The 21,322-nt window shown below is 40.3% G+C and carries 14 protein-coding genes; 5 read left to right on the top strand and 9 right to left on the bottom strand.

Annotated features, from left to right (window positions below; all coding sequences use genetic code 11):
* Positions 1-5: 5 nt before the first annotated feature.
* Entirely contained in the window at positions 6-4,385 is a 4,380-nt protein-coding gene (locus DW862_RS00415; protein ID WP_087322792.1) for a two-component regulator propeller domain-containing protein, read from the bottom strand.
* Between the two features lie 212 nt (positions 4,386-4,597).
* Between DW862_RS00415 and DW862_RS00410 the strand changes: the two genes are divergently transcribed.
* The gene (locus DW862_RS00410; protein WP_087322789.1) at positions 4,598-6,139 is read left to right on the top strand and encodes a glycoside hydrolase family 28 protein; all 1,542 of its coding nucleotides are present in this window, start codon (positions 4,598-4,600) and stop codon (positions 6,137-6,139) included.
* Positions 6,140-6,250: 111 nt separating this feature from the next.
* On the opposite strand, the gene DW862_RS00405 is transcribed toward DW862_RS00410, so the two are convergent.
* The 8 genes from DW862_RS00405 to DW862_RS00370 all read right to left on the bottom strand — a co-directional run bounded on the left by DW862_RS00405 (position 6,251) and on the right by DW862_RS00370 (position 13,819).
* Positions 6,251-7,906: an AMP-binding protein gene (locus DW862_RS00405; protein ID WP_008645207.1), complete on the bottom strand. Its 1,656-nt coding sequence runs from the start codon at positions 7,904-7,906 to the stop codon at positions 6,251-6,253.
* 7 nt (positions 7,907-7,913) lie between these two features.
* Entirely contained in the window at positions 7,914-8,468 is a 555-nt protein-coding gene (locus tag DW862_RS00400; RefSeq protein WP_004313803.1) for a helix-turn-helix domain-containing protein, read from the bottom strand.
* Between the two features lie 40 nt (positions 8,469-8,508).
* Positions 8,509-9,282 (bottom strand): pyrroline-5-carboxylate reductase, encoded by a 774-nt coding sequence (proC, locus tag DW862_RS00395; protein WP_120067085.1) that lies wholly within the window; start codon positions 9,280-9,282, stop codon positions 8,509-8,511.
* Between the two features lie 136 nt (positions 9,283-9,418).
* Positions 9,419-10,540: an aspartate aminotransferase family protein gene (locus DW862_RS00390; RefSeq protein ID WP_120067084.1), complete on the bottom strand. Its 1,122-nt coding sequence runs from the start codon at positions 10,538-10,540 to the stop codon at positions 9,419-9,421.
* A 12-nt stretch (positions 10,541-10,552) separates the two neighbouring features.
* On the bottom strand, positions 10,553-11,521 hold the full coding sequence (gene argC / locus DW862_RS00385) for an N-acetyl-gamma-glutamyl-phosphate reductase (RefSeq protein WP_004313800.1): 969 nt from the start codon (positions 11,519-11,521) through the stop codon (positions 10,553-10,555).
* Entirely contained in the window at positions 11,518-12,726 is a 1,209-nt protein-coding gene (locus tag DW862_RS00380; protein ID WP_004310468.1) for an argininosuccinate synthase, read from the bottom strand. The genes argC and DW862_RS00380 overlap by 4 nt, the downstream gene beginning before the upstream one ends.
* Before the next feature lie 13 nt (positions 12,727-12,739).
* Positions 12,740-13,318 carry a GNAT family N-acetyltransferase gene (locus DW862_RS00375; RefSeq protein ID WP_004299851.1) on the bottom strand — a complete coding sequence of 193 codons (579 nt, stop codon included), beginning with the start codon at positions 13,316-13,318 and terminating at the stop codon, positions 12,740-12,742.
* A gap of 27 nt (positions 13,319-13,345) precedes the next feature.
* Complete coding sequence (locus DW862_RS00370; RefSeq protein WP_004310466.1) at positions 13,346-13,819, bottom strand: arginine repressor; 474 nt, start codon at positions 13,817-13,819, stop codon at positions 13,346-13,348.
* 267 nt (positions 13,820-14,086) lie between these two features.
* On the opposite strand from DW862_RS00370, the gene DW862_RS00365 reads away from it, so the two are divergent.
* The 4 genes from DW862_RS00365 (at position 14,087) to DW862_RS00350 (ending at position 21,302) form a co-directional block, all read left to right on the top strand.
* Positions 14,087-14,659 carry an RNA polymerase sigma-70 factor gene (locus tag DW862_RS00365; RefSeq protein WP_004299858.1) on the top strand — a complete coding sequence of 191 codons (573 nt, stop codon included), beginning with the start codon at positions 14,087-14,089 and terminating at the stop codon, positions 14,657-14,659.
* 119 nt (positions 14,660-14,778) lie between these two features.
* Positions 14,779-15,801, top strand: coding sequence for a FecR family protein (locus DW862_RS00360; RefSeq protein ID WP_004299860.1), 1,023 nt, complete (start codon positions 14,779-14,781; stop codon positions 15,799-15,801).
* A gap of 150 nt (positions 15,802-15,951) precedes the next feature.
* Positions 15,952-19,527 carry a TonB-dependent receptor gene (locus tag DW862_RS00355; RefSeq protein ID WP_004324620.1) on the top strand — a complete coding sequence of 1,192 codons (3,576 nt, stop codon included), beginning with the start codon at positions 15,952-15,954 and terminating at the stop codon, positions 19,525-19,527.
* Positions 19,528-19,550: 23 nt separating this feature from the next.
* Positions 19,551-21,302, top strand: coding sequence for a RagB/SusD family nutrient uptake outer membrane protein (locus DW862_RS00350; RefSeq protein WP_004299862.1), 1,752 nt, complete (start codon positions 19,551-19,553; stop codon positions 21,300-21,302).
* Positions 21,303-21,322: the final 20 nt, after the last annotated feature.

Genomic DNA, 21,322 nt, shown 5'->3' with positions numbered 1-21,322 from the left:
GGTGCTTATGAGGCATCTCCCTTTCTTTCTTTATATTCTGTAGGAGTGACTCCCATGATTTTTTTGAAGCGCCTGCTAAAGTACTTCGGGTCATTGAAACCGGTCATATAAGCAATTTGGGAGAAACTGTATTCACTTTTTTCAATTAGCTGGGCGGCTCGTTTGATGCGCATTTCACATACGAAATCTACCGGAGTCAGCCCAACAATGGATTTTAATTTTCGGTAGAATACCGTACGGCTTAACATTAGTTTGTTGGCGAAGTCGTCGATGGTGATATCTGTATTATCCATTTGTTCCTCCATAAACGCCATTACTTGTTGCATGAATTGTTCATCGTATGGAGTCACTTGAGGTTGTGAAGGCTCCCACCCATTTATATGATCCTCTTCTTGAGTATGCTCTGACAGTTTCGATAAATATAGATCTTGTAGCTGTTTACGTTGACGGAGCAGCGACAAGATTCTGGTTTTTAAGTATGTAGAGCTGAATGGTTTGGTAATGTAGTCATCGATACCTTGTTCCAGTCCTGCTATCCGATCATCTAAAGAAGATTTTGCTGATAGTAATATAATAGGAATATGGCAGGTGTTATGATCGGCTTTGATTGCTTTCACCATGTCTAATCCATCCATGACCGGCATCATGACATCACTGATTATCAGATCCGGAATGTACTGCTGTGCATATTTTAATCCTTCTTTTCCATTTGCTGCTTCGAGAACAGTGTAAGTCTCTGACAGGATATTCCATAGGAAATGACGTAATTCATTGTTGTCTTCGACAATAAGAATGGAAGTTTTTTCATCCTCTGTGTCGGTTTTATTTTCATTCTCTGCGTATGCTGCCTTGAAGGATGTATTATCCGAATCTTCTTCAGTAGCTTGTATCGTCGGTGAATTATTGTCACTGTCGGATAAAATAAATTCGGCTTGTTGATCGTCTGCAAATGCTTTTTCTTCCTTAGGAAGTGTGACAATGAATTCACTTCCACTTCCCGGCTCGCTTTTCACTTGGATATTTCCGTGATGTAATTCTATTAATTCGCGTACCAGTGAAAGCCCAATGCCGGATGAGGGCTGCAAGATATTGTATTGTGCCAGTGTTTCAAATCGATAAAATAGGGATTGTTGCTTTTCGGGAGCAATGCCAATGCCTTCATCGGATACGGAGATGGTGACTTGCTCCGAACCTGTTATCATATTTACCGTTACTTTCTTCCCGTTCGGTGTATATTTGAAGGCATTTGAAAGTAGATTGAAGAATATCTTTTCAAATTTGTCACGGTCTACCCATGCGTATATTTTGTCTGTATTAGTTTGAAGTTGGAAATCAATTCTCTTTTCTTTTGCTATAAGGTGGAAGCTTTCCATTATCTTCTGTAATTGGGAAACGAGTTCTGTCTTTTCTACCAACACTTTCATCTTCTTATTTTGGATTTTGCGGAAATCCAGTAGTTGATTAACCAGACGAAGCATACGTTCTGTGTTTTTATGTACCAAATTTAGATGTTCCCGAACTGTCGGAGAGATTGCTTCATGCGCTAGAATTTCTGATACAGGGCTGGATATTAAAGTTAAAGGAGTGCGTAATTCATGTGAAATATCAGTGAAGAAGCGTAATTTGATATTGGATAAATGTTGTTCCAAGTCAACCTGATGCCGCAAACGGTAGATATAGAACAGAATGTATACAATGATAGTAGTGAATAACACGAACATGACAATATAGAATAACCATGCCCAGTATGTTTCCCAAAAAGTGGGTAAAACATGAATGGGGAGAGTGCGTATATTATCGGTCCATACTCCGTCGCTATTGCTGGAACGGATTTGCAGTTGATATTCTCCGGCAGGTAAATTTATGTATGTTGCAGAGCGGTTATTACCGGCTTCGTTCCATTCTTCTTCCAGGCCTTGCAGACGATAGGCGTATTCGATGGCATCGGGATTTACATAATCAATGGCTGCAAATTGAAAGGTGACATTACGTTCCGAAGGATTTAGTTCCAGTTCTTTTATGTCATCAAGCGCTACATGAAGTTGACTTCCTTGTATTTTGAGTCCGGTAAATACAATAGGAGGTACATAAGAACTTTTTTTCATTTGTTCTGTGTTGATTTCAAGTATCCCTTGATTGGTTCCGAGAACGATTTTCTTTTGACTGGTTAGTGTGGGAACTGCTTCAGTGAGGTTCAGTTCTCTCTGAAAGTAATTACTTCCATAATTCTCAAATGTTCCTTGTTGTGGATTGAATTTGGATATGGAGTTTTCGGAGATTACCCATAATTGTTTTTGAGTATCTTCGAGCATTGAAAGTACCAAATCGGAAGCTAATCCGTCTTTGATTGTATAACTTTTGAATTGTATATCTTCCGTGAGCAGATTTTTAGAGATAACCTGGCTGATTCCTCCGGTGAATGTTATTACATAAGTGTTTTTTCGACTGTCAGTAAATATTTGCATGACATCATTACTGCTAAGGCTGGAATCTACGTTAGGGATACGGTTGCTATGATAGAACTTAATTTCTTCTGGCTGATCGAACTTATTGGAGAATGTAAGTAAACCATTGGTTGTGCCAATCAATAACACTCCGTTGGGGGCTTCTGCGATATGTCTTATTTTGAGTGAAGTAGAAACAGGATAGTTTTTCAGCCGGTTGCCGCTATGAATAAAGTTGGTAGAACCATCAGGTACGTGTGATAATAGGTTGAGACCACCTCCATAACATGCGATCCATATATTGTCATGGCTATCCTGAATAATACTATAGACACTATTGTTACTTAAACTGTATGTATCTTGTGGCTGATGGACGAATTGTTGTAAAAGATAAGAGTGTTCGTTTTTCTTCTTTAGAAGGATGAGGCCGTCTTTTTTGGTTCCCATCCATATATTTCCTTGTTTATCTTCCATAAAACAGTACACACTTTTTCCGAAAGTAACCTCTTGAGGGGTGATTATACCCTGTGGAGAAAGGTAGCCTTCTAATGTCCCATCCGGACGGTAAATTCTGACGTTTCCCTTTTTGGAAGCAACCCAGAGACGTTTCTGTTTGTCGGCAAGAAAAGCACGTATTTCCAATCCATTGTCTATGGGGCGTATTTTGTATTTATTGGGATAGAAAGATATTTTGTCTACGCCCCGGTCATTGGTAATCCATACATTCTGTTGCCGGTCGGTATAATAATAACGAATAGAGGGGGCAAATAGGGAAGCGGGATTGTTTTCATCTGCAAAGTATAGTTTCAGTTGATTACTGTCGCGATCATAATAGCACAAATGCCCTTTTTGAGGACTCATCCATAGTGTACCTTCATGGTCTTCAAAGATCATGTATCGGTTGTCGCGTTCATATTGGATCAGGTTTTGTATAGGAGCTGTGAAGTGCTGTTTATCTCCTGTTTGCAGATTTAGCTTTATCACACCGGAGGTATTGGCAAAGATCCAGACTTCTCCGGTTTTGTCCTGATAAAAAAAATGAGCTTCATTGGATGGCTGGGTGGCTGTCTGTATATTAAAATGCTGGAATTTTTTCTTTTCTGTATCGTATGTTATAAATCCGTTGTCAGTTCCTAAGCCGATCCTGTCATTAGAAGGGGAAATGGAAGATATGGAATAGATATCTGTGACAGAACATGGTAGTTCCTGGAATTTTATATTTCCGTTCTTGGGATCATATATTGCGATTTTTCCGGAAGTTGAGATAAGATATATTTTCTTATTATATTCTTTTACCATTTTAAACGGATAATCGCTGTTGATTCGTTTTTTTCCGATGATGGTTACTCCCTTATCTGTCATGATCCATTCGTCCCCGTCGGAATCTTCGTAAATGTCGAATATCTTGTTTCCTTTTAAATTTTGGTTAAAGCTGCTGTATAATATGATATCTTTTCCTTCTTTGCAGGTTTGCTCATTGATTCTGAAAGCATAACCTTGTTCACAGGTGATCCACGTAATTCCTTTATTTAAGGTATAGATATTGCTGACTATGTTGGTTTGTTGCAGGGATGATTCAATAGGAAGGAGTATGTCAATAAACTTCTCTGTCTGAATATCAAATAGATATGCACGGTTATCATAAGATTTGCACCATATATCTCCGTCTTTGCTTTCTGTAATATAAGAGAAACGGTTAGTCGTTAAAGTACAGCCGTCTCCCGGAAATGCTTTGTAATTTTTAAATGTGTATCCGTCGAATTTGTTTAGTCCATTCCAGGTGGCGAACCAAAGAAATCCTTTTTTGTCTTGCATTATATTCACTACTACTCCTTGCGAAAGACCATTATTGACAGAGAAGTGTTTAATCTGGCAAAGAGGTTGAGCTGCTATAGTCAGACTGGTGTATAAGCATAAAAGGAAAACATAGAGTGTCTTCATGATATTATAAATTATGTGTAGAGCAAAAATAAATAAAACTGGATTAAAAAGGAAATTTAAAATAGTGATTGAACATAAAATGCACGCTTTTGCATATTTAATCCACCTGTCTATCCTCTATCAAGCACAATTATTACCCTGTAAAGAGAGAAGATACCTCGTACTTTTGTTTTGACAATTAGAACTAGTAAAATTTTAAATGAGAACTATAAATGAAACGTCTATTTATTTGTGTAGTGGGACTTGTTATAGCCGTAACCGCATGGGCTCGTACCTTTAATATGAAGGAGCTTGGAGCTGATCCCCGAGGTATTGAATCTTGTACGGAGTTAATAAACCAAACGATTGAAAAAGCATCTTCTGAAGGTGGAGGAACTATTTATTTCCCGGCAGGTGTTTATTTGACAGCCACTATCTACATGAAAAGTAATATAACTTTGTATGTGGAGTCCGGAGCTGTTCTTCGTTTTTCAGATCGTTTTGAAGATTATCTTCCTTTTGTGAAGATTCGTTGGGAAGGTACAGTGATGAATACTTTGTCTCCCCTGATTTATGCGCATGATGCGGAGAATTTGACTATAACCGGGCGTGGAACACTGGACGGTAATGGATTTAAATGGTGGAGCTGGGAGAAAGAAACACGGGAACTGATTAAAAAAAACGGAGGAAAATTGCCTGCTTTGAATAAACTACAACGAATGTGGGAAGAGGCTAATGAAGAACTGGAAATCTCGGATTATTATAAACCTTCTTTAGAGCGTCGTATGTTTCGTCCTCCTTTTATTCAGTTTTATGAATGTAACAATGTGTTGATAGAGAATGTGAGAATTGTCAATTCTCCTTTTTGGACCATAAATCCGGCTTTTTGTGATAATGTAACAGTGCATGGAGTGACGATATATAACCCCTCAAAAGATCCAAAAGGTCCCAATACGGATGGAATAAACCCTTCTTCTTGCCGGAATGTACGTATTTCTGATTGTTTTATTAGTGTGGGAGATGATTGTATCACAATTAAATCGGGGCGTGATGCTGATGGACGGAAATATGGAAAGGCATGTGAAAATATAACGATAACTAATTGTGTTATGCTTTCCGGTCATGGAGGGGTAGTTATTGGTAGTGAAATGTCAGGCGGTGTAAGGAGAGTGACAATTTCTAATTGTGTTTTCGATGGTACGGATTCTGGTATTCGTCTAAAGTCCTCGCGCGGGAGAGGAGGGGTCGTTGAAGAGCTTCGGGTAGATAATATCGTCATGAAGAATATTCAGCGGAATGCCTTCATTTTTGATTTGTTCTATGATAAAGAGTCAAAAATAGAGCCTGTCAGTGAGCGGACTCCTGTTTTCCGGAACATTCATTTAAGCAATATTACAGGTTCTGATATCAAGCAAATTGGTTATATTAAAGGGATTGAAGAAATGCCCGTACAAGGCTTGTCCTTTTCAAATATTAATATGAAGGCAGAGGTTGGATTTATAGTTGATATTGCTGAAGATATTCGTTTTGATAATGTGGATTTCTCATCGCAGACTGGTTCACCGTGGCAATTCAGTAAATGTAAGCAGATTGTTTTGAATAATATTAGATCTAAGTATCCTGTTATCGAACAAACGATTGTTACATTTGAAGATGTCGATAATGCTATTATTAATGATTGTTTTCAGATGACTCCTGTGAAGGATTTTTATAAAGCTAATAACAGTCATATTATTGAAGGACATAATTATTGGAAAAAAGAGAGTTTCAAATAAACAGGAACTGTCATATTGTTTCTGTTGAATTTTATTGTTGGGTAGATATGAGAAGAACGATATTACATCATCTGTAATATCGTTCTTCTATTGATTAGAGTTGTTTATGATTTACTTCTTATCGTTTTCGCGAATCTCCACCCGGCGGATTTTACCGCTGATTGTCTTCGGAAGCTCTTCTACGAACTCGATGACACGCGGATATTTATAAGGAGCAGTCACTTTCTTCACGTGATTCTGTAATTCCTTAATCAGTTCTTCTCCGGCACGTGCTTTATAGTCTTTGGATAGAACAATCGTAGCTTTTACCACCTGACCGCGAATCTCGTCGGGTACTCCGGTAATAGCACATTCCACAACAGCCGGATGAGTCATCAACGCACTTTCCACTTCGAATGGGCCGATGCGGTAACCGGAGCTCTTGATTACGTCGTCTGCACGACCGACAAACCAAAGGTAGCCGTCCTCGTCTTTCCAGGCAACATCGCCGGTGTAATAAATACCATCGTGCCAAGCTTCGTGAGTGCGTTCCGCATCCCGGTAGTATTCTTTGAAAAGTCCAAGAGGTTTACCTTTGCTGGTGCGGATTACAATTTGTCCTTGCTCACCCGCTTCAACAGAGCGGCCTTCATGGTCGATCAAGTCTACATCATATTGAGGATTCGGAAGCCCCATGCTTCCCGGTTTCGGTTCCATCCAAGGCATGGTGGCGATGGTAAGGGTTGTTTCTGTTTGTCCGAAACCTTCCATCAGTTTGATACCCGTCAGTTTCTTGAAAGTTTCAAATACAGCGGGGTTCAATGCTTCTCCGGCAATGGTGCAGTATTTTAGTGAAGACAAGTCGAACTTTGTCAGGTCTTCGTGAATCAAGAACCGGAAGATGGTAGGAGGTGCACAGAGAGAGGTGACATGATATTCCTGGATTTTTTCCAGAATAGCTGCCGGGGTAAACTTCTCGTGGTCGTAGACGAAGATATTGGCTCCGGCAATCCACTGTCCGTAGAGTTTGCCCCATACCGCTTTTCCCCAGCCGGTATCGGCAATGGTGAGGTGAAGACTGTTCTCGTCCAGGTTGTGCCAAAAACTACCGGTAACGATATGACCTAACGGATAAGTAAAGTCATGTGCCACCATCTTAGGTTCACCGGTAGTGCCGGAAGTAAAATACATCAGAGAGATGTCGTCGTTAGTGTTCGCATGGCGCGGACGTACAAACGGAGCAGCATTTTCGATACCCTGATGGAAATCTTCGAAGCCTTCCGGGATTTCCGGACCGACACTGACTAACTTTTCAACCGTGGGACATTCGGGAAGAGCATCTTTGATATGTTGCAGGATGATTCCTTCGCCGGCAGCTACGATCATTTTGATGTCGGCAGCGTTGCAGCGATAGATAATATCCTTCTTGGTCAGCAAGTGAGTAGCCGGAATGACAGTTGCTCCTAGTTTGTGAAGAGCGATGGTGCTATACCAGAACTCATAACGGCGTTTCAGAATCAGCATCACCATGTCGCCACGGCCGATACCCAGGCTCTGGAAGTAAGAAGCGGTCATGTCCGTAGATCGTTTCATGTCGGCAAATGAGAATTGGCGACTTTCGCCTTTGTCATTTGTCCAAAGTAAAGCGTTCTTGTCAGGTTGTTCGGCAGCCCAGGCGTCTACTACGTCATAGCCGAAGTTGAAGTTCTCCGGGACGTTTATTTTCAAGTTTTTGATAAAATCCTCTTGTGAACTGAAAGAGGTCTGTGATAAAAATCTTTCTACCATGATGTTATTACATAATTACTGCCAGAAAACGTACTGTTTTGCCATCGAGCGCTTTCATGCCATGTGGAAGTTTAGAGTTAAAATAGATACTATCGCCTTGGTTGAGGATGATTTCTTTGCCTTCGATGTTGATAAGCATACGTCCTTCGATGACAAGGTTGAATTCTTGTCCGTTATGTTGGTTATAATGGATTGGTTCGTCGTTTGCTTTCGGTTCAACAGTGACGATGAACGGATCGGCGGTACGGTTCATGAATCCTGAAGCCAGTGATTGGTATTTATAAGCTTTGGTACGTTCGATGCTGACTCCTTTGCCGGCACGGGTCACGAAGTAGCTGCTCATTTTAGGCTCTTCGCCAAACATCAGGGCGTCGAGAGCTATATTATACGTGCGGGCTATTTTTTGTAACATGCTGACAGAGATATCGTAGTCTCCGGTTTCTGCAAGTCGGTATTCTTCGGCAGAGATGTCGCTGTCGCGGGCGATATCCTCTGCGGTCAGTTCCAGTACATCACGTAATCCGCGGAGGCGTTCTGCGATCTGTTTAATTTGTTCATTCATACAAGTGGTTCGTATTTTTATGATTAATAATTCTATGGTATTATTTGGAGGCTTTCATGGCTTTGATGATAGCGGAGGTGAATCCGTTGTGTTCCAGTTCATTGATCCCCTTGATTGTGATTCCGCCCGGAGTGGTGACCTTGTCGATTTCTACGCTGGGGTGGGTGTCATTGTTCTGAATCAGTGCGGCTGCTCCTTTTAAGGATTGTGCTATCATCTGCATGGCATCTTTGGGACGAAGTCCCATTTCGATTCCGGCTTGCATGGCTGCCTGAACGTATTTCAATACGTAAGCGATGCCGCAGGAGGTCAATGCGGTGGCTGCCGCTATTTTATCTTCGGGAATAAGCATCACGGTTCCCATCTCGCTGAACAACCGGAGGATGAATTTGTCTTGTTCATCGTTCGTATTGCGGGCGGCAACAAGCGTCATACTTTCCAGTTCGCTGATAGCGGTGTTCGGAATCAGGCGGAACATGGCCATTTCCGATGCTACGACATAATGAGCCAGTTCTTCAAAACTGATGCCGGCAGCTACGGAGATGAGTATCTGTTTGCTTTTCAGTTTCAATTCGCGCATCACCGGTTCCATAAACCACGGTTTGACAGCAAGGATGACAATATCTGCGCCTGTGGCAGCTTCCACATTGCTGTTGGTGATAGAGATACCCGGAAATTCCTTTTTCAGTTTCTCTAGTTTTCCGGCACTCGGATTGGACACAATGATGTCCGAATCGTCTATCAGACTTCCTTTTGCCAGGCCACGGGCTATTGAACCGCCCATATTTCCTGCACCGATAATGGCTATTTTCATATACGCTTATTTTTAATGAGTTGTTAAAGGCAAAGGTAACAGTTAATTACGAAAAAACAAAAAGCAGCCGGAATAAGAAATAAATTTCTAATAAAGGCTGCTTTTATCGTTGGCTGTTTATTAATCAAATGAGCGATTAGAGTACTTTCTTGAACCGGGCAAGGAAGTCTTCTGCTTCCTCCATAGTAAGACAGAGAGGAGGTAACAGGCGAAGTACATTCGTACCGCTTGCTCCGGTAAATACATGCTCGTCATAGATGAGGCGGCTGCGTAGTTCTTTGATGGGTTCTTCGAATTCGAGTCCGATCATGAGTCCGCGTCCGCGTACCTCTTTTATTTGCGGGAATTTCTTCAACTCTTCTAGTAAGTAGTTGCCTACTACCTTTGCGTTTTCTATCAGATTTTCTTGCTCAATGACGTCCATCACAGCGAGTGCTGCCGAACATGCCAGATGGTTTCCACCGAAGGTAGTTCCCAATTGACCATATACCGGTTTAAACATCGGGCTGATCAGGACACCTGCCATCGGGAAACCGTTGCCGATACCTTTGGCTACAGTGATGATGTCCGGCTTGATGTCATTATATTGGTGGGCGAAGAATTTACCGCTACGTCCGTATCCGCTCTGAATTTCATCGAGAATCAGGATCGTTCCTGTTTCGCTGCAAGCTTTGCGGAGTTCCTGCATAAATTCGGTGGTCGGTATCTTGATACCGCCTACCCCTTGTATTCCTTCAATGATAACAGCACATGTGTCTCCTTTAGACAATTCCTGTTTCATCGCTTCCATATCGTTGAGCGGGAGATAGGTGACATGACCGTTATTGTTGATAGGGGCGATAATGGAAGGATTGTGAGTCGCTTCTACCGCCAGAGACGTCCGTCCGTGAAATGCCTTGTTGAAAGATACGATTTTGGTACGTCCGTTATAGAAGGAAGCCAGCTTCAAAGCGTTTTCGTTCGCTTCGGCCCCACTGTTAATCAGGAACAGGCTGTAGTCTTCGTAACCGGAAATCTTGCCCAGTCGTTCGGCTACCTCTTGTTGGAGCTTGTTGATGACGGAGTTTGAGTAGAAACCAAGTTTAGCCACCTGGTTACTGATCATTGCTGTATAGTGAGGGTGTGCATGTCCGATAGAGATAACGGCATGACCTCCGTAGAGATCCAGATATTCCGTTCCGTCCTCATCCCATACCTTGCAACCGTCGCCCTTGACAATGTTAATGTTATATAAAGGATATACGTCGAATAATTTCATAATTCTTTGTTTTTAAAAAGCTGAAGGCTTCAAACGTAGTCCTACGGTTTCTTCCAGATTGAACATCAGGTTCATGTTATGAACCGCTTGTCCGCTGGCGCCTTTCAGCAAATTGTCGATACAAGAGATAATCAATAGTTTGTCACCGTGTTTCTCCAGATGTATCAGGCACTTATTAGTATTAACGACTTGTTTCAAGTCAATATTCTTGTCTACGATGTGTACAAAGGAGTCTTTTGCATAATATTCCTCGTACATACGAACGATTTCTTCCAGTGCTACTTTGGTTTTGACTACCATCGTTGCAAAGATACCACGGGCGAAATCGCCACGGTATGGAATGAAGTCGATCTCCGCATCGAAACTGTTTTGCAGCTGTTTCAGTGATTGCTTGATTTCCGGAACATGCTGGTGCTCGAATGCTTTGTACACACTCATATTGTTGTTTCTCCAACTGAAATGACTGGTAGCACCCGGTTTCACTCCGGCTCCCGTACTTCCTGTAATGGCATTTACCATTACATCATCCGTCAGCATCAGATTCTTGGCAAGCGGAAGCAAACCGAGCTGGATGCAGGTTGCAAAACAGCCGGGATTGGCTACGTGCTTTGCCGTACAAGTAGCGCGGCGGTTCAGTTCCGGCAGACCGTAGATAAAGTCGTGGTCGTCGCTCATAATACGGTAGTCCATCGAGAGGTCGATAATCTTCAGGTCTTCCGGTATGTTGTGACTTTCCATGAATTTCTTTGTATCGCCGTGGGCGGTGCAGAAAAAGAGAACGTCGATTTCGTCCAGAGGTAACTGGTCGGTGAATCTTAGATCTGTTTCTCCATACAAGCCTTCGTGTACGTCGGTAATTCTGTTTCCGGCATTACTGCTGCTGTTGATAAATACGATTTCAGTTTCCGGATGGTTGAGCAGCAGACGGATTAATTCGCCTGCTGTATATCCTGCGCCACCAATGATTCCTGCTTTAATCATATCTCTTCGTCTTTGTGGTTATTATAGTAAACACGTAGCGGAGTAGAAGTGACTTTGATAAAGCCTTTGGCGTCTTCGGCTGTCCAGCCTTTCTGCATTTCACCGTATTCTCCGAATTTAGTCTTCACCAGATCGTCTTCCGATTCTACACCTACGGTAGAGAAGGAGAGAGGGCGAAGCTCGAGGATAGCCGTACCGTTTACGTTACGCTGGCTTTCCTGCAACATCGCTTCGATGTCACGCATCACCGGTTCGAGGTATTGGCTTTCGTGGAGGAACATACCGTACCAGTTGGCTACCTGGTCTTTCCAGTATTGTTGCCATTTGCTCAATGTATATTTCTCAAGGAAGCGATGGGCGCCGATAATTAACATCGGGGCGGCTGCTTCGAATCCTACACGGCCTTTGATACCGATAATTGTATCACCCACGTGCATATCACGGCCGATACCGTATGCTGCACCAATTTCTTCCACTTTCTGGATGGCTTTGATCGGGTCGTCAAACTTCTCGTCGTTGACAGCTTTCAGTTCCCCTTTTTCGAAAGTCAGGCGGAGCTGTTCGCTGCCTTCTTTTTCAACATGTTTGAGGTAGGCTGTTTCCGGGAGTCCTTGCGCGGAGTCGAGGATTTCGCCACCACAGATAGAAGTACCCCACAAACCTACATTATAAGAGTATTTCAGTTTGGTGAAGTCCGCGCTGAAACCATGTTTGTTCAGATAATCAATTTCTTCCTGACGGCTCAATGCCATGTCACGGGTCAATGTGATGATTTCTACATTGGGAGCCAGTACGAGGAAAGTCATGTCGAAACGGATCTGGTCATTGCCTGCTCCGGTAGAACCGTGTGCGATGGCATCTGCACCGATTTCGTTGGCATAGCGTGCGATGGCCAATGCCTGGAAAATACGTTCGGAACTAACAGAAATAGGATAAGTACCGTTACGCAGCACATTTCCGAAAACCATGTATTTCAGGCTCTTTTCGTAGTATTCCTGGGTAACGTCCAGCGTCACGTATTTCACTGCTCCCAGTTTATAAGCGTTTTCTTCGTTTGTTTTCAGTTGTTCTTCGCTGAAACCACCCGTATTGGCACAAGCTGCATATACTTCGTAACCTTTTTCTTTGGCGAGGTACATGACGGTGAACGATGTGTCCAGTCCGCCGCTGAATGCCACCACTACTTTTTTCTTCTTTTCTTCCATAGTGCTGTATCTTTTAAATGTTATTTCTTTCTTGTTCTTTTTTGATGTTCCGCGGCTCTGTCGGATCGTACAGCATGGCTGTGCAGATGCAGAACTTGCGGTTTTTCGCTACCAGAATATCATGGTTGATACATCCTTCGCATCCTTTCCAGAAAGCTTCGTCGTCTGTCAGTTCGTTGAAGGTGACAGGCACATAACCCAGTTCGGTGTTCATCTTCATGACAGCTGCTCCGGAGGTCAGACTGAATATTTTTGCTTTCGGCCATCGGAGACGTGCCAGTTGGAAAGAAGCTTGTTTAATACGTTTTGCCAGTCCTAATCCACGGAAATCGGGATGAACGATCAGACCGGAAGTAGCCACGTACTGCTTGTTTCCCCATGATTCGATGTAGGTGAATCCGGCAAAAGTATCGCCACAAAGAGCAATAATCGCCTTACCTTCTTTCATCTTTGTCGCTACGTATTCGTGTGTACGTTCCGCAATTCCTGTTCCTCGTACGGCGGCAGCATTTCTGATAGTTTCCAAAATAGTGTCAACGTAAACCTCATGTGAGGCGTCGGCTACCATAACATCTATTTGTTGAGTGTCCATTTCTTTATTATATAATAATAGGTATAATTATTCGATATTGGGAATGATGAGTGACAGAAGCTGACGTATTTTGCTGATGGCAACTCCTTCACGCAATACCAACATGATTGTATCGTCACCGGCAATGGTTCCCAGAATTTCACTGAATTCATTGTTGTCGATGTCATACGCCATGCTGCTCGCATAACCGGGACGGGTGCGGATAACGGCGATGTTACCGGAAAACTGCAAAGAGATAAATCCGTTGTTGCGTAACATTTCACCGGCACTCTGGTCGGTAGAACGTTTATACATAATGTTGTTCGGCAGTACATATACGTACTTTCCATTCATACTGGCAGCCTTGGCTACTTTCAATTGTTTCAAGTCGCGGGAAAGGGTGGCCTGTGTCAGTTCGAAGCCTTCGCGGTTCAGCTCTTGCAGCAGTTCTTCCTGCGAACCGACCTCCTTGCTCGAGATAATCATTTTGATGGCGTCTAACCGATTTGCTTTCTTCTTCATTGTATAATTATTCTAAGAATGGCGCAAAAGTATGCATTATTTTGGAAAAAAGATGCATAAAACCAAAGTTTTTTTGCATAAAAGTGAAAATACTTTAGAAAGGGATAGTGATATAATCAGGATATATGTGGGTATATGTAACAAAGTTGTTTCTTTATTGCTTCATTTTGTGCTGACTTTTTTTATTGTCTATTAAAAAAGATGCAATTGTTTGTTTAGGGATTTTTAAATATATAAATTTGTAAAGTGAATAAGGAGACAAATCGTATGATAGATGAAGATATTGAGCTTTATTCTCTTTTTAGAAAAGGAGATAGAAAGGCTTTTGATACTTTATTTTTGAAGTATTATTCCATACTATGTGCCTTCGGGAAGTACTATATTCCTATAGAAGATGCTGAAGAAGTTGTTTTGGATATCATGACATGGCTATGGGAAAACAGAGAATTCCAGATCATAGAAACTTCTTTGCGAAGTTATTTGTTTATGGCGGTCAGAAACAGATGCTTGGATTTAATAAGTAAGAATCAGACAAAAAGACGTTGTTATGAGCATATGTTTGCTAAAGAAATGCAGACAAGTTTTGAAGATCCTGATTTTTATGTAGTGGAGGAATTGATGGCGAAAATAGAAAAGGCCGTGATGCGATTGCCGGACTCCTATCGTATAACTTTTGAGATGAGCCGTTATCAAGATAAAACATATAAAGAGATTGCGAAAGAATTAAACGTTTCCATAAAATTAGTGGAGTATCGTATCCAGCAAGCATTGAGACTTTTACGTGTAGAACTAAAAGACTATTTACCGTTGATTACAATCATATTCCCTTATTTTCTCTAAGGATAGCCGATTCGTTTTTGAGTCTTAAAATAAAAATGCAGCTTTTAATTAAAAAAGTTGCATTTTTGTTTAGGGGCTAATTGAAGTATTCCGTCTTCTTAATAAAATGAACATAAAAGATGATGGAATTACATGAAAATATAGATGAGGCTCTTTTACTCCTTTATTTTTCCGGTACACTAGGAGAGAAAGAAAAAGAAGAGGTAGAAAATTGGATTTCCCTCTCTGAAGAGAACAGAAAAATAGCTAAACAGATTTGTTACATACACCACGTAACAGATATAATAGATACCGTGAAGCAGATAGATCCTAAACAGGCATTGGTGAAGCTGGATAAGAGATTGTCAAAAAGGAAGAAAATAAACTGGTGGGAATGGGGGATAAGAGCAGCAGCTGTGTTATTTATTCCTTTATTCTTATCTTTCTTCTATTTTGTATTTAATCAAGATAAAAATTATGATCGTTATGTCGAAATTCGGTCTAATCCGGGGATGATGACAAAAGTGGAGTTACCGGATGGTACTTGGGTATGGCTGAATTCTGCTTCTTATCTAAAATATCCAGTGTCTTTTGAAGGAGAATATCGAAAGGTTGAATTGCTCGGAGAAGCTTATTTTTCAGTACAAAAGGATAATGGACGGAAATTCTTAGTCGATGTAGGAAAGGGGATTGAATTAGAGGTTTTAGGTACTGAATTTAACGTGGATGCTTATCCGGATGATAAGTTTGTAGCTGCTACTTTGGTGACAGGTAGAGTAAAATTCCATTGTCAGCAGAAAGGCAGGGAGGTTACTTATAGTATGCAACCCGGACAGAAGGTGATTTATAATTTATTGGATGAGAAACTTTTGTGTACAACTACTTTTGTTGAATCTGATATTGCTTGGAAAAGTGGAAGGATCATTTATCGAGATACTCCTCTTGAAGATGCTTTAAGAACTTTGAGCAAGCGTTTTGACGTAGAGTTCCGTATTGTTAATCCATTATTAAAGAAATATTGCTTTACAGGTACTTTTATTAATCAACGTCTGGATAAGATCTTGGAACACTTCAAAATAGCTTCAGGGGTGAGATACAGATATCTTGAATCGGCATTGGACAACGGTGTTGTGAAAGAGAAAACAATAATAGAAATTTATTAAACAAAAAAGAACTATGAAAACACTCCCTCCTTAAACAAAAAATATGGGAAAAATATAGCACTATTCTTCCCATATAAAAAATCATTTAGCCTTACTTGTTTGCCGACAAGTGTAGTTAACTTTATTTTTAATTTAAATCACAACAAATTTATGCAAAAACATTGTAGTATCCAAATTCTTGGGATTAAAAGGCTACTGAAAGCAACTTTAAAAGGAATTCCATTGCCTATGAGATTATTAATTATTATGCTATGTGTTTCGATAGGATGCATTCGTGCGACAAATACTTATGCGCAAAATGCGATCCTTGACTTGAAAGTCAATAATCAAACGATTGAAACCGTCTTGAAAATAATAGAATCGCGGACTGACTTTGTATTCTTCTTTAACAGTCAGCAGGTTAATGTACATAAACGTGTCTCTATTAATGTCAATAAACAGAATATTTTTAAAATTCTAGATGAGGTTTTTAAGGGAAGTGACGTTGTTTATTCAGTGCTTGATAAAAGCATAATTTTGTCTAGTAAAAGATTTGCGCCTGATGGAAATTTGAAGAAGATTACAGGTAAGGTCGTTGATACGAACGGTGAACCGTTGATTGGTGTTACAATTGCTCTGAAAGGAAGCAATAGAGGAACGGTGAGTGATGTAAACGGAAATTTTTCTTTAAACGGAGAAGAAGGAAAGCTTAATGTGTTGAATATCTCATATATTGGTTATAAAGACCAACAGGTAAAAGTTGAGGATGGTAAAACTTTGATTATTACATTGGAAGAGGATACCAAGGTTTTGGAAGAAGTAGTTGTTGTGGGATATGGTACACAGAAAAAAATCAATTTGACGGGTGCTGTTGCTGTGGTTGACGATAAACAAGTAATCGGACGTTCGGCCGATAATTTGTCTAAACTACTTCAAGGAGCTGTTCCTAATATGAATGTTACTGTTTCTAACGGTCGTCCGGGACAGGGTGGTAGCATAAATATTCGTGGTATCAATTCTATCAGTAGTAGTGCCACGCCTTTGATATTAGTTGATGGTGTAGAAGGTACTATCGATGCAGTGAATCCCAATGATGTGGAGTCTATTAGTGTATTGAAAGATGCTTCTTCGGCTGCTGTATATGGGGCTCGTGCAGCTTATGGAGTAATTTTGGTTACAACAAAATCTGGTAATGATGGTAAAACACGTGTTTCTTATAACGGACGTTATAGCTTTGGCTCACCTACAGTTTCCAGAGATTTTGAGACTCGCGGTTATTATTCGGCGGCTATCAATGATATGTTTTATTCTACCTATCAAGGTTCTAACTATACGAATTATAATGATGAAGATTATTATGAAATGTGGATCCGGCGTAATGATAAAACGGAAAATCCGGAACGACCGTGGGTGGTTATCAAAGATGGTGAATATAAATATTATGGTAACTTTGATTGGTATAACTATTTCATGGATGAGTCTCGTCCTACATGGGAACACAATATTAGTGTCAGTGGTGGCAATAAGAAAGTGCACTATTTCCTTTCCGGTGCTTATTATGATCAGAAAGGAGTTATTCGGAAAAATATGGATAGTTTCACTAAATACAATTTCCGTTCCAAGGTAAGTATTGAGATTGCTCCATGGTTGAAGATAAGTAATAATACGTCATACAAAAAGGATTCTTATCCATTTCCGGGGCCAGGTGCTATTAACAATCTTTTTGATGCGATAAGTAAGCATGCCTTAGCTTCTATTGTTCCAATCAATCCGGATGGTACATATATGGGGAATGCAACAGTTATTACAGGAGGATATCGCCCTGCTAATGATCTTAGTGCAATTCTTGAATACGGTAAACACAAGAATGAGGATACTAATTACTTTTTTAATACCACCTTTGAGGCGGTAATGACACCTGTTAAGAATGTAACGGTGACGGCTAATTATTCGTTTGCTCAACATGAATATACGGCAATGAATCGTAGTGCTAATTATCCATATTCACGTGTACCCGGAGAAGTTCTTTGGAAAACAGATGGTTATGGCCTTAATACTCTTTATGAACGTTCTAATCATGATTGGTTTCATTCATACAATATTTATGGAAATTATACAAATACATTTGCCGATGTGCACCATGTAAGTGCAACTGCCGGTGTCAATTATGAAACTAAATTTTTTAAAGACATCAAAATACAACGTAATGATTTATTGTCCGAAGATTTAACTGATTTTAATTTAGCTAATGGTGATGAAATGAGTATTGCGGGTGGTAAAAATAGATATGCTCTTTTCGGTCTTTTTTATCGTTTGAATTATGACTATAAAAATAGATATTTATTTGAATTTAGCGGACGCTATGATGGTAGTTCACGGTTTGCCCGGGGACATCGCTATGGCTTTTTTCCTTCAGTTTCTGCCGGGTGGAGAATTAATGAAGAAAAGTTCTTTGCACCATTACGTAAACAAATTAGTAATTTGAAATTACGCTTTTCTTTGGGAGCATTAGGAAACCAACAAGTCGGATATTATGACTATTTGCAGACTATATCTTCTGGTGGTACAATTTCTTATGCTTTTGGTGATAAAAATAAAGCGTCAGGTGCTAGTATCTCTGCTCCGAATGCTTCTGATTTCACTTGGGAAACGGTTGTTACAAAAAATATCGGTTTGGATCTCGGACTATTGAATAATCGTTTGAATATGACGGCTGATATATATGTACGTGATACGAAAGATATGTTGATGGCTTCCAAGGATCTTCCGAATGTATATGGTGCTTCTTCTCCAAAAACAAATGCTGCTAACTTACGTACGAAAGGTTGGGAAGCATCGATTAGTTGGAATGATTCTTTTAATCTAAAGGGAAAAGCGTTCCATTATTCTGTCGTACTAGGCTTGGCTGATAATACGACTAAAGTGACAAAGTATAACAATGATAACAAAACATTGGGCACTCCATATGAAGGACAACAACTGGGAGAGATTTGGGGATATGTTGTTGATGGTCTCTTCAAAACTGATGAAGAAGCTGAAAACTATCCGGTAAATCAGAGTTACGTAAATAATATATTGAATATTTCTGTAAAATCTCAAGGTCTCCATGCGGGGGATGTGAAATATGTGGACTTGGATGGCGATAATATTATTTCTCCTACTTTATCGGCAAACGATGTGAAGGATCAGAAAGTGATTGGAAATTCTTTACCAAGATATACATATTCTGTCAGATTAGCTGCAGATTGGAATGGAATTGATTTTTCTGCTTTGTTGCAAGGCGTCGGTCGCCAACATTGGTATCCCAATGGTGAAACTAGTCTGTTCTGGGGTCCCTATGCCCGTCCTTATTGTACTTTTATTCCGAAGGATTTCTTGACAGATGTTTGGTCAGAAGATAATCCGGATGCTTATTTCCCACGTCCGAGAGGCTATGTGGCATTGGATGTTAATCCACGTGAGTTGTCTAAACCTAATACTCGCTATTTGCAAAATGTGGCTTATTGCCGTCTTAAAAATGTAACAGTCGGTTACTCTTTGCCACGTACTTGGCTAAAGGCTTTGCATATGGAACGTGTCAGGGTTTATTTTAGTGGAGAGAATCTTTTTACATTCAGCCCTTTACATAGTAATTATATTGATCCGGAACATGCTGGGGCTTCTACGAGCTGGAAAAGTGGTCATACGAACGTGACTTCTTATCCAATGAGTAAGACCTATTCATTTGGAATTGATGTGACTTTTTAATGGAAAATAAAAACTAGGATAATATGAGTAGTATAAAATATAAAATATGGATGCTCTTGCCTCTGATGGCAATGATTTCTTGTGAAAGTATTTTGGATAAATTTCCGGAAGATAAAATTACACCGGAAACATTCTTTACAACAGAAAACGAGTTAGAATTGTATTCAAACAATTTCTATGTCGCTTGTATTTCGGGTACAGGAGTGTTTAAAGATTACGGTGATGTAATTATTCAGCCTATCTTGGAAAAAGCGATTAGCGGGCAACGCACTATACCTGAAACAGATTCTAATTTCGATGGTTGGGGTTGGGGAGCCCTTCGTGATATTAATTTCTGCCTGGAGAACATTTATCGTTGCCAGAATGAGGAAGTACGGAATCATTATGAAGGTTTGGCACGTTTTTTTAGAGCTTATTTTTATTTTGTAAAGGTGAGGCGTTTTGGAGATGTGCCATGGTATGATTATGTGATTGGAAGTGCTGATACGGAAGCTTTGAGTAAACCTAGAGATTCTCGTGAGTTTGTAATGGGGAAAGTATTGGAGGACATTGATTTCGCGATTGATAATTTGAGAAAACAAAAAGATGTATACCGGGTGACTCGTTGGACTGCTTTGGCTTTAAAATCCAGAATTTGTTTGTTTGAAGGTACATTTCGAAAGTATCATGGTTTGAATGATTGGGAAAAGTATCTTCGTGAATGTGCATCCGCATCGGATATCTTTATCAATGAGAGTGGTTATACAGTTTATACGGCAGGTTCTACCCCTTATTTCAATTTATTTGGCTCTTTGAATGCTGAACCCACGGAAATAATCCTGGCGAAAGATTACAATGCAGCTTTGGGATTGACTAATATTGTACAGGCATTTTGCAATTCTCCTGGTGAGGCAAATTCAGGTGTGACAAAGCGTTTTGTTAATTCTTATCTGATGAAAGATGGTTCTCGTTTTACAGATAAGAGTAATTATGAGACTATTGGATTTGTGGAAGAGATGAAAAACCGTGATCCGCGTCTGACACAAACGATTCGTGCAGCAGGATATGTACGTGATGACGGGAAAAAATATCTGCCAAACTTTAAGTTGGCAAAATTAGGGTATCATCTGAAGAAGTACGATTGTGGAGTTAAATATGATATGTCTTCTGAATCTGATTTGCCATTGTTTCGTACAGCCGAAGTTTATTTGAATTGTGCGGAAGCAAAAGCAGAATTGGGGACATTGACTCAGGATGATTTGAATAAAACAATTAATAAGCTAAGGGCTCGTGTAAATATGCCGAATTTATTAATGGCAACAGCAAATGCTAATCCGGACCCTTATTTGAAGGAGTGGTATCCGCACGTGGAAAGTGACGATAATCAGGGGATTATCCTTGAAATTAGACGTGAACGCGCTATAGAACTGGTAATGGAAGGCTTTAGATATTATGATATCATGCGTTGGAAGGAAGGTAAAATATTTGAAAAACCATTTCTTGGTATTTATTTTCCCGGTCCGGGTGAATATGATTTGGACGGTGATGGAACGAATGATGTTTATCTGTATTTGAGTACTGATAAAGGAAACTCTTCTTGTGTAGATCAGTTTGAGATAGGTGGTGAACTTAGCTTGGATCATGAGACAAGTGGTAATTTGATTATTCATCAAAGTATCAAAAGAGTATGGAATGAGGACAAGGATTACTTGTACCCGATACCAACAAAGGATCGTGTTTTAACCAATGGAGCATTAACGCAGAACCCGGGTTGGAATGATGGACTTATTTTTTAATTTTAAATGGAGAAAATAAT

Source organism: Bacteroides sp. AM37-9, assembly GCF_003603455.1.
In the GTDB taxonomy this organism is placed as follows: Bacteria; Bacteroidota; Bacteroidia; order Bacteroidales; family Bacteroidaceae; genus Bacteroides; species Bacteroides xylanisolvens.
This window is presented reverse-complemented; position numbering and strand designations above follow the sequence as displayed.

What these genes read in the sequence shown, in the direction of transcription:
- DW862_RS00405 (WP_008645207.1), bottom strand. Translation starts at nt 7,906, where the DNA reads ATGGTAGAAAGATTTTTATCACAGACCTCTTTCAGTTCACAAGAGGAT.
- DW862_RS00410 (WP_087322789.1), top strand. Translation starts at nt 4,598, where the DNA reads ATGAAACGTCTATTTATTTGTGTAGTGGGACTTGTTATAGCCGTAACC.
- proC (WP_120067085.1), bottom strand. Translation starts at nt 9,282, where the DNA reads ATGAAAATAGCCATTATCGGTGCAGGAAATATGGGCGGTTCAATAGCC.
- DW862_RS00350 (WP_004299862.1), top strand. Translation starts at nt 19,551, where the DNA reads ATGAGTAGTATAAAATATAAAATATGGATGCTCTTGCCTCTGATGGCA.
- DW862_RS00360 (WP_004299860.1), top strand. Translation starts at nt 14,779, where the DNA reads ATGATGGAATTACATGAAAATATAGATGAGGCTCTTTTACTCCTTTAT.
- DW862_RS00370 (WP_004310466.1), bottom strand. Translation starts at nt 13,819, where the DNA reads ATGAAGAAGAAAGCAAATCGGTTAGACGCCATCAAAATGATTATCTCG.
- DW862_RS00400 (WP_004313803.1), bottom strand. Translation starts at nt 8,468, where the DNA reads ATGAATGAACAAATTAAACAGATCGCAGAACGCCTCCGCGGATTACGT.
- argC (WP_004313800.1), bottom strand. Translation starts at nt 11,521, where the DNA reads ATGATTAAAGCAGGAATCATTGGTGGCGCAGGATATACAGCAGGCGAA.
- DW862_RS00355 (WP_004324620.1), top strand. Translation starts at nt 15,952, where the DNA reads ATGCAAAAACATTGTAGTATCCAAATTCTTGGGATTAAAAGGCTACTG.
- DW862_RS00390 (WP_120067084.1), bottom strand. Translation starts at nt 10,540, where the DNA reads ATGAAATTATTCGACGTATATCCTTTATATAACATTAACATTGTCAAG.
- DW862_RS00380 (WP_004310468.1), bottom strand. Translation starts at nt 12,726, where the DNA reads ATGGAAGAAAAGAAGAAAAAAGTAGTGGTGGCATTCAGCGGCGGACTG.
- DW862_RS00375 (WP_004299851.1), bottom strand. Translation starts at nt 13,318, where the DNA reads ATGGACACTCAACAAATAGATGTTATGGTAGCCGACGCCTCACATGAG.
- DW862_RS00415 (WP_087322792.1), bottom strand. Translation starts at nt 4,385, where the DNA reads ATGAAGACACTCTATGTTTTCCTTTTATGCTTATACACCAGTCTGACT.
- DW862_RS00365 (WP_004299858.1), top strand. Translation starts at nt 14,087, where the DNA reads ATGATAGATGAAGATATTGAGCTTTATTCTCTTTTTAGAAAAGGAGAT.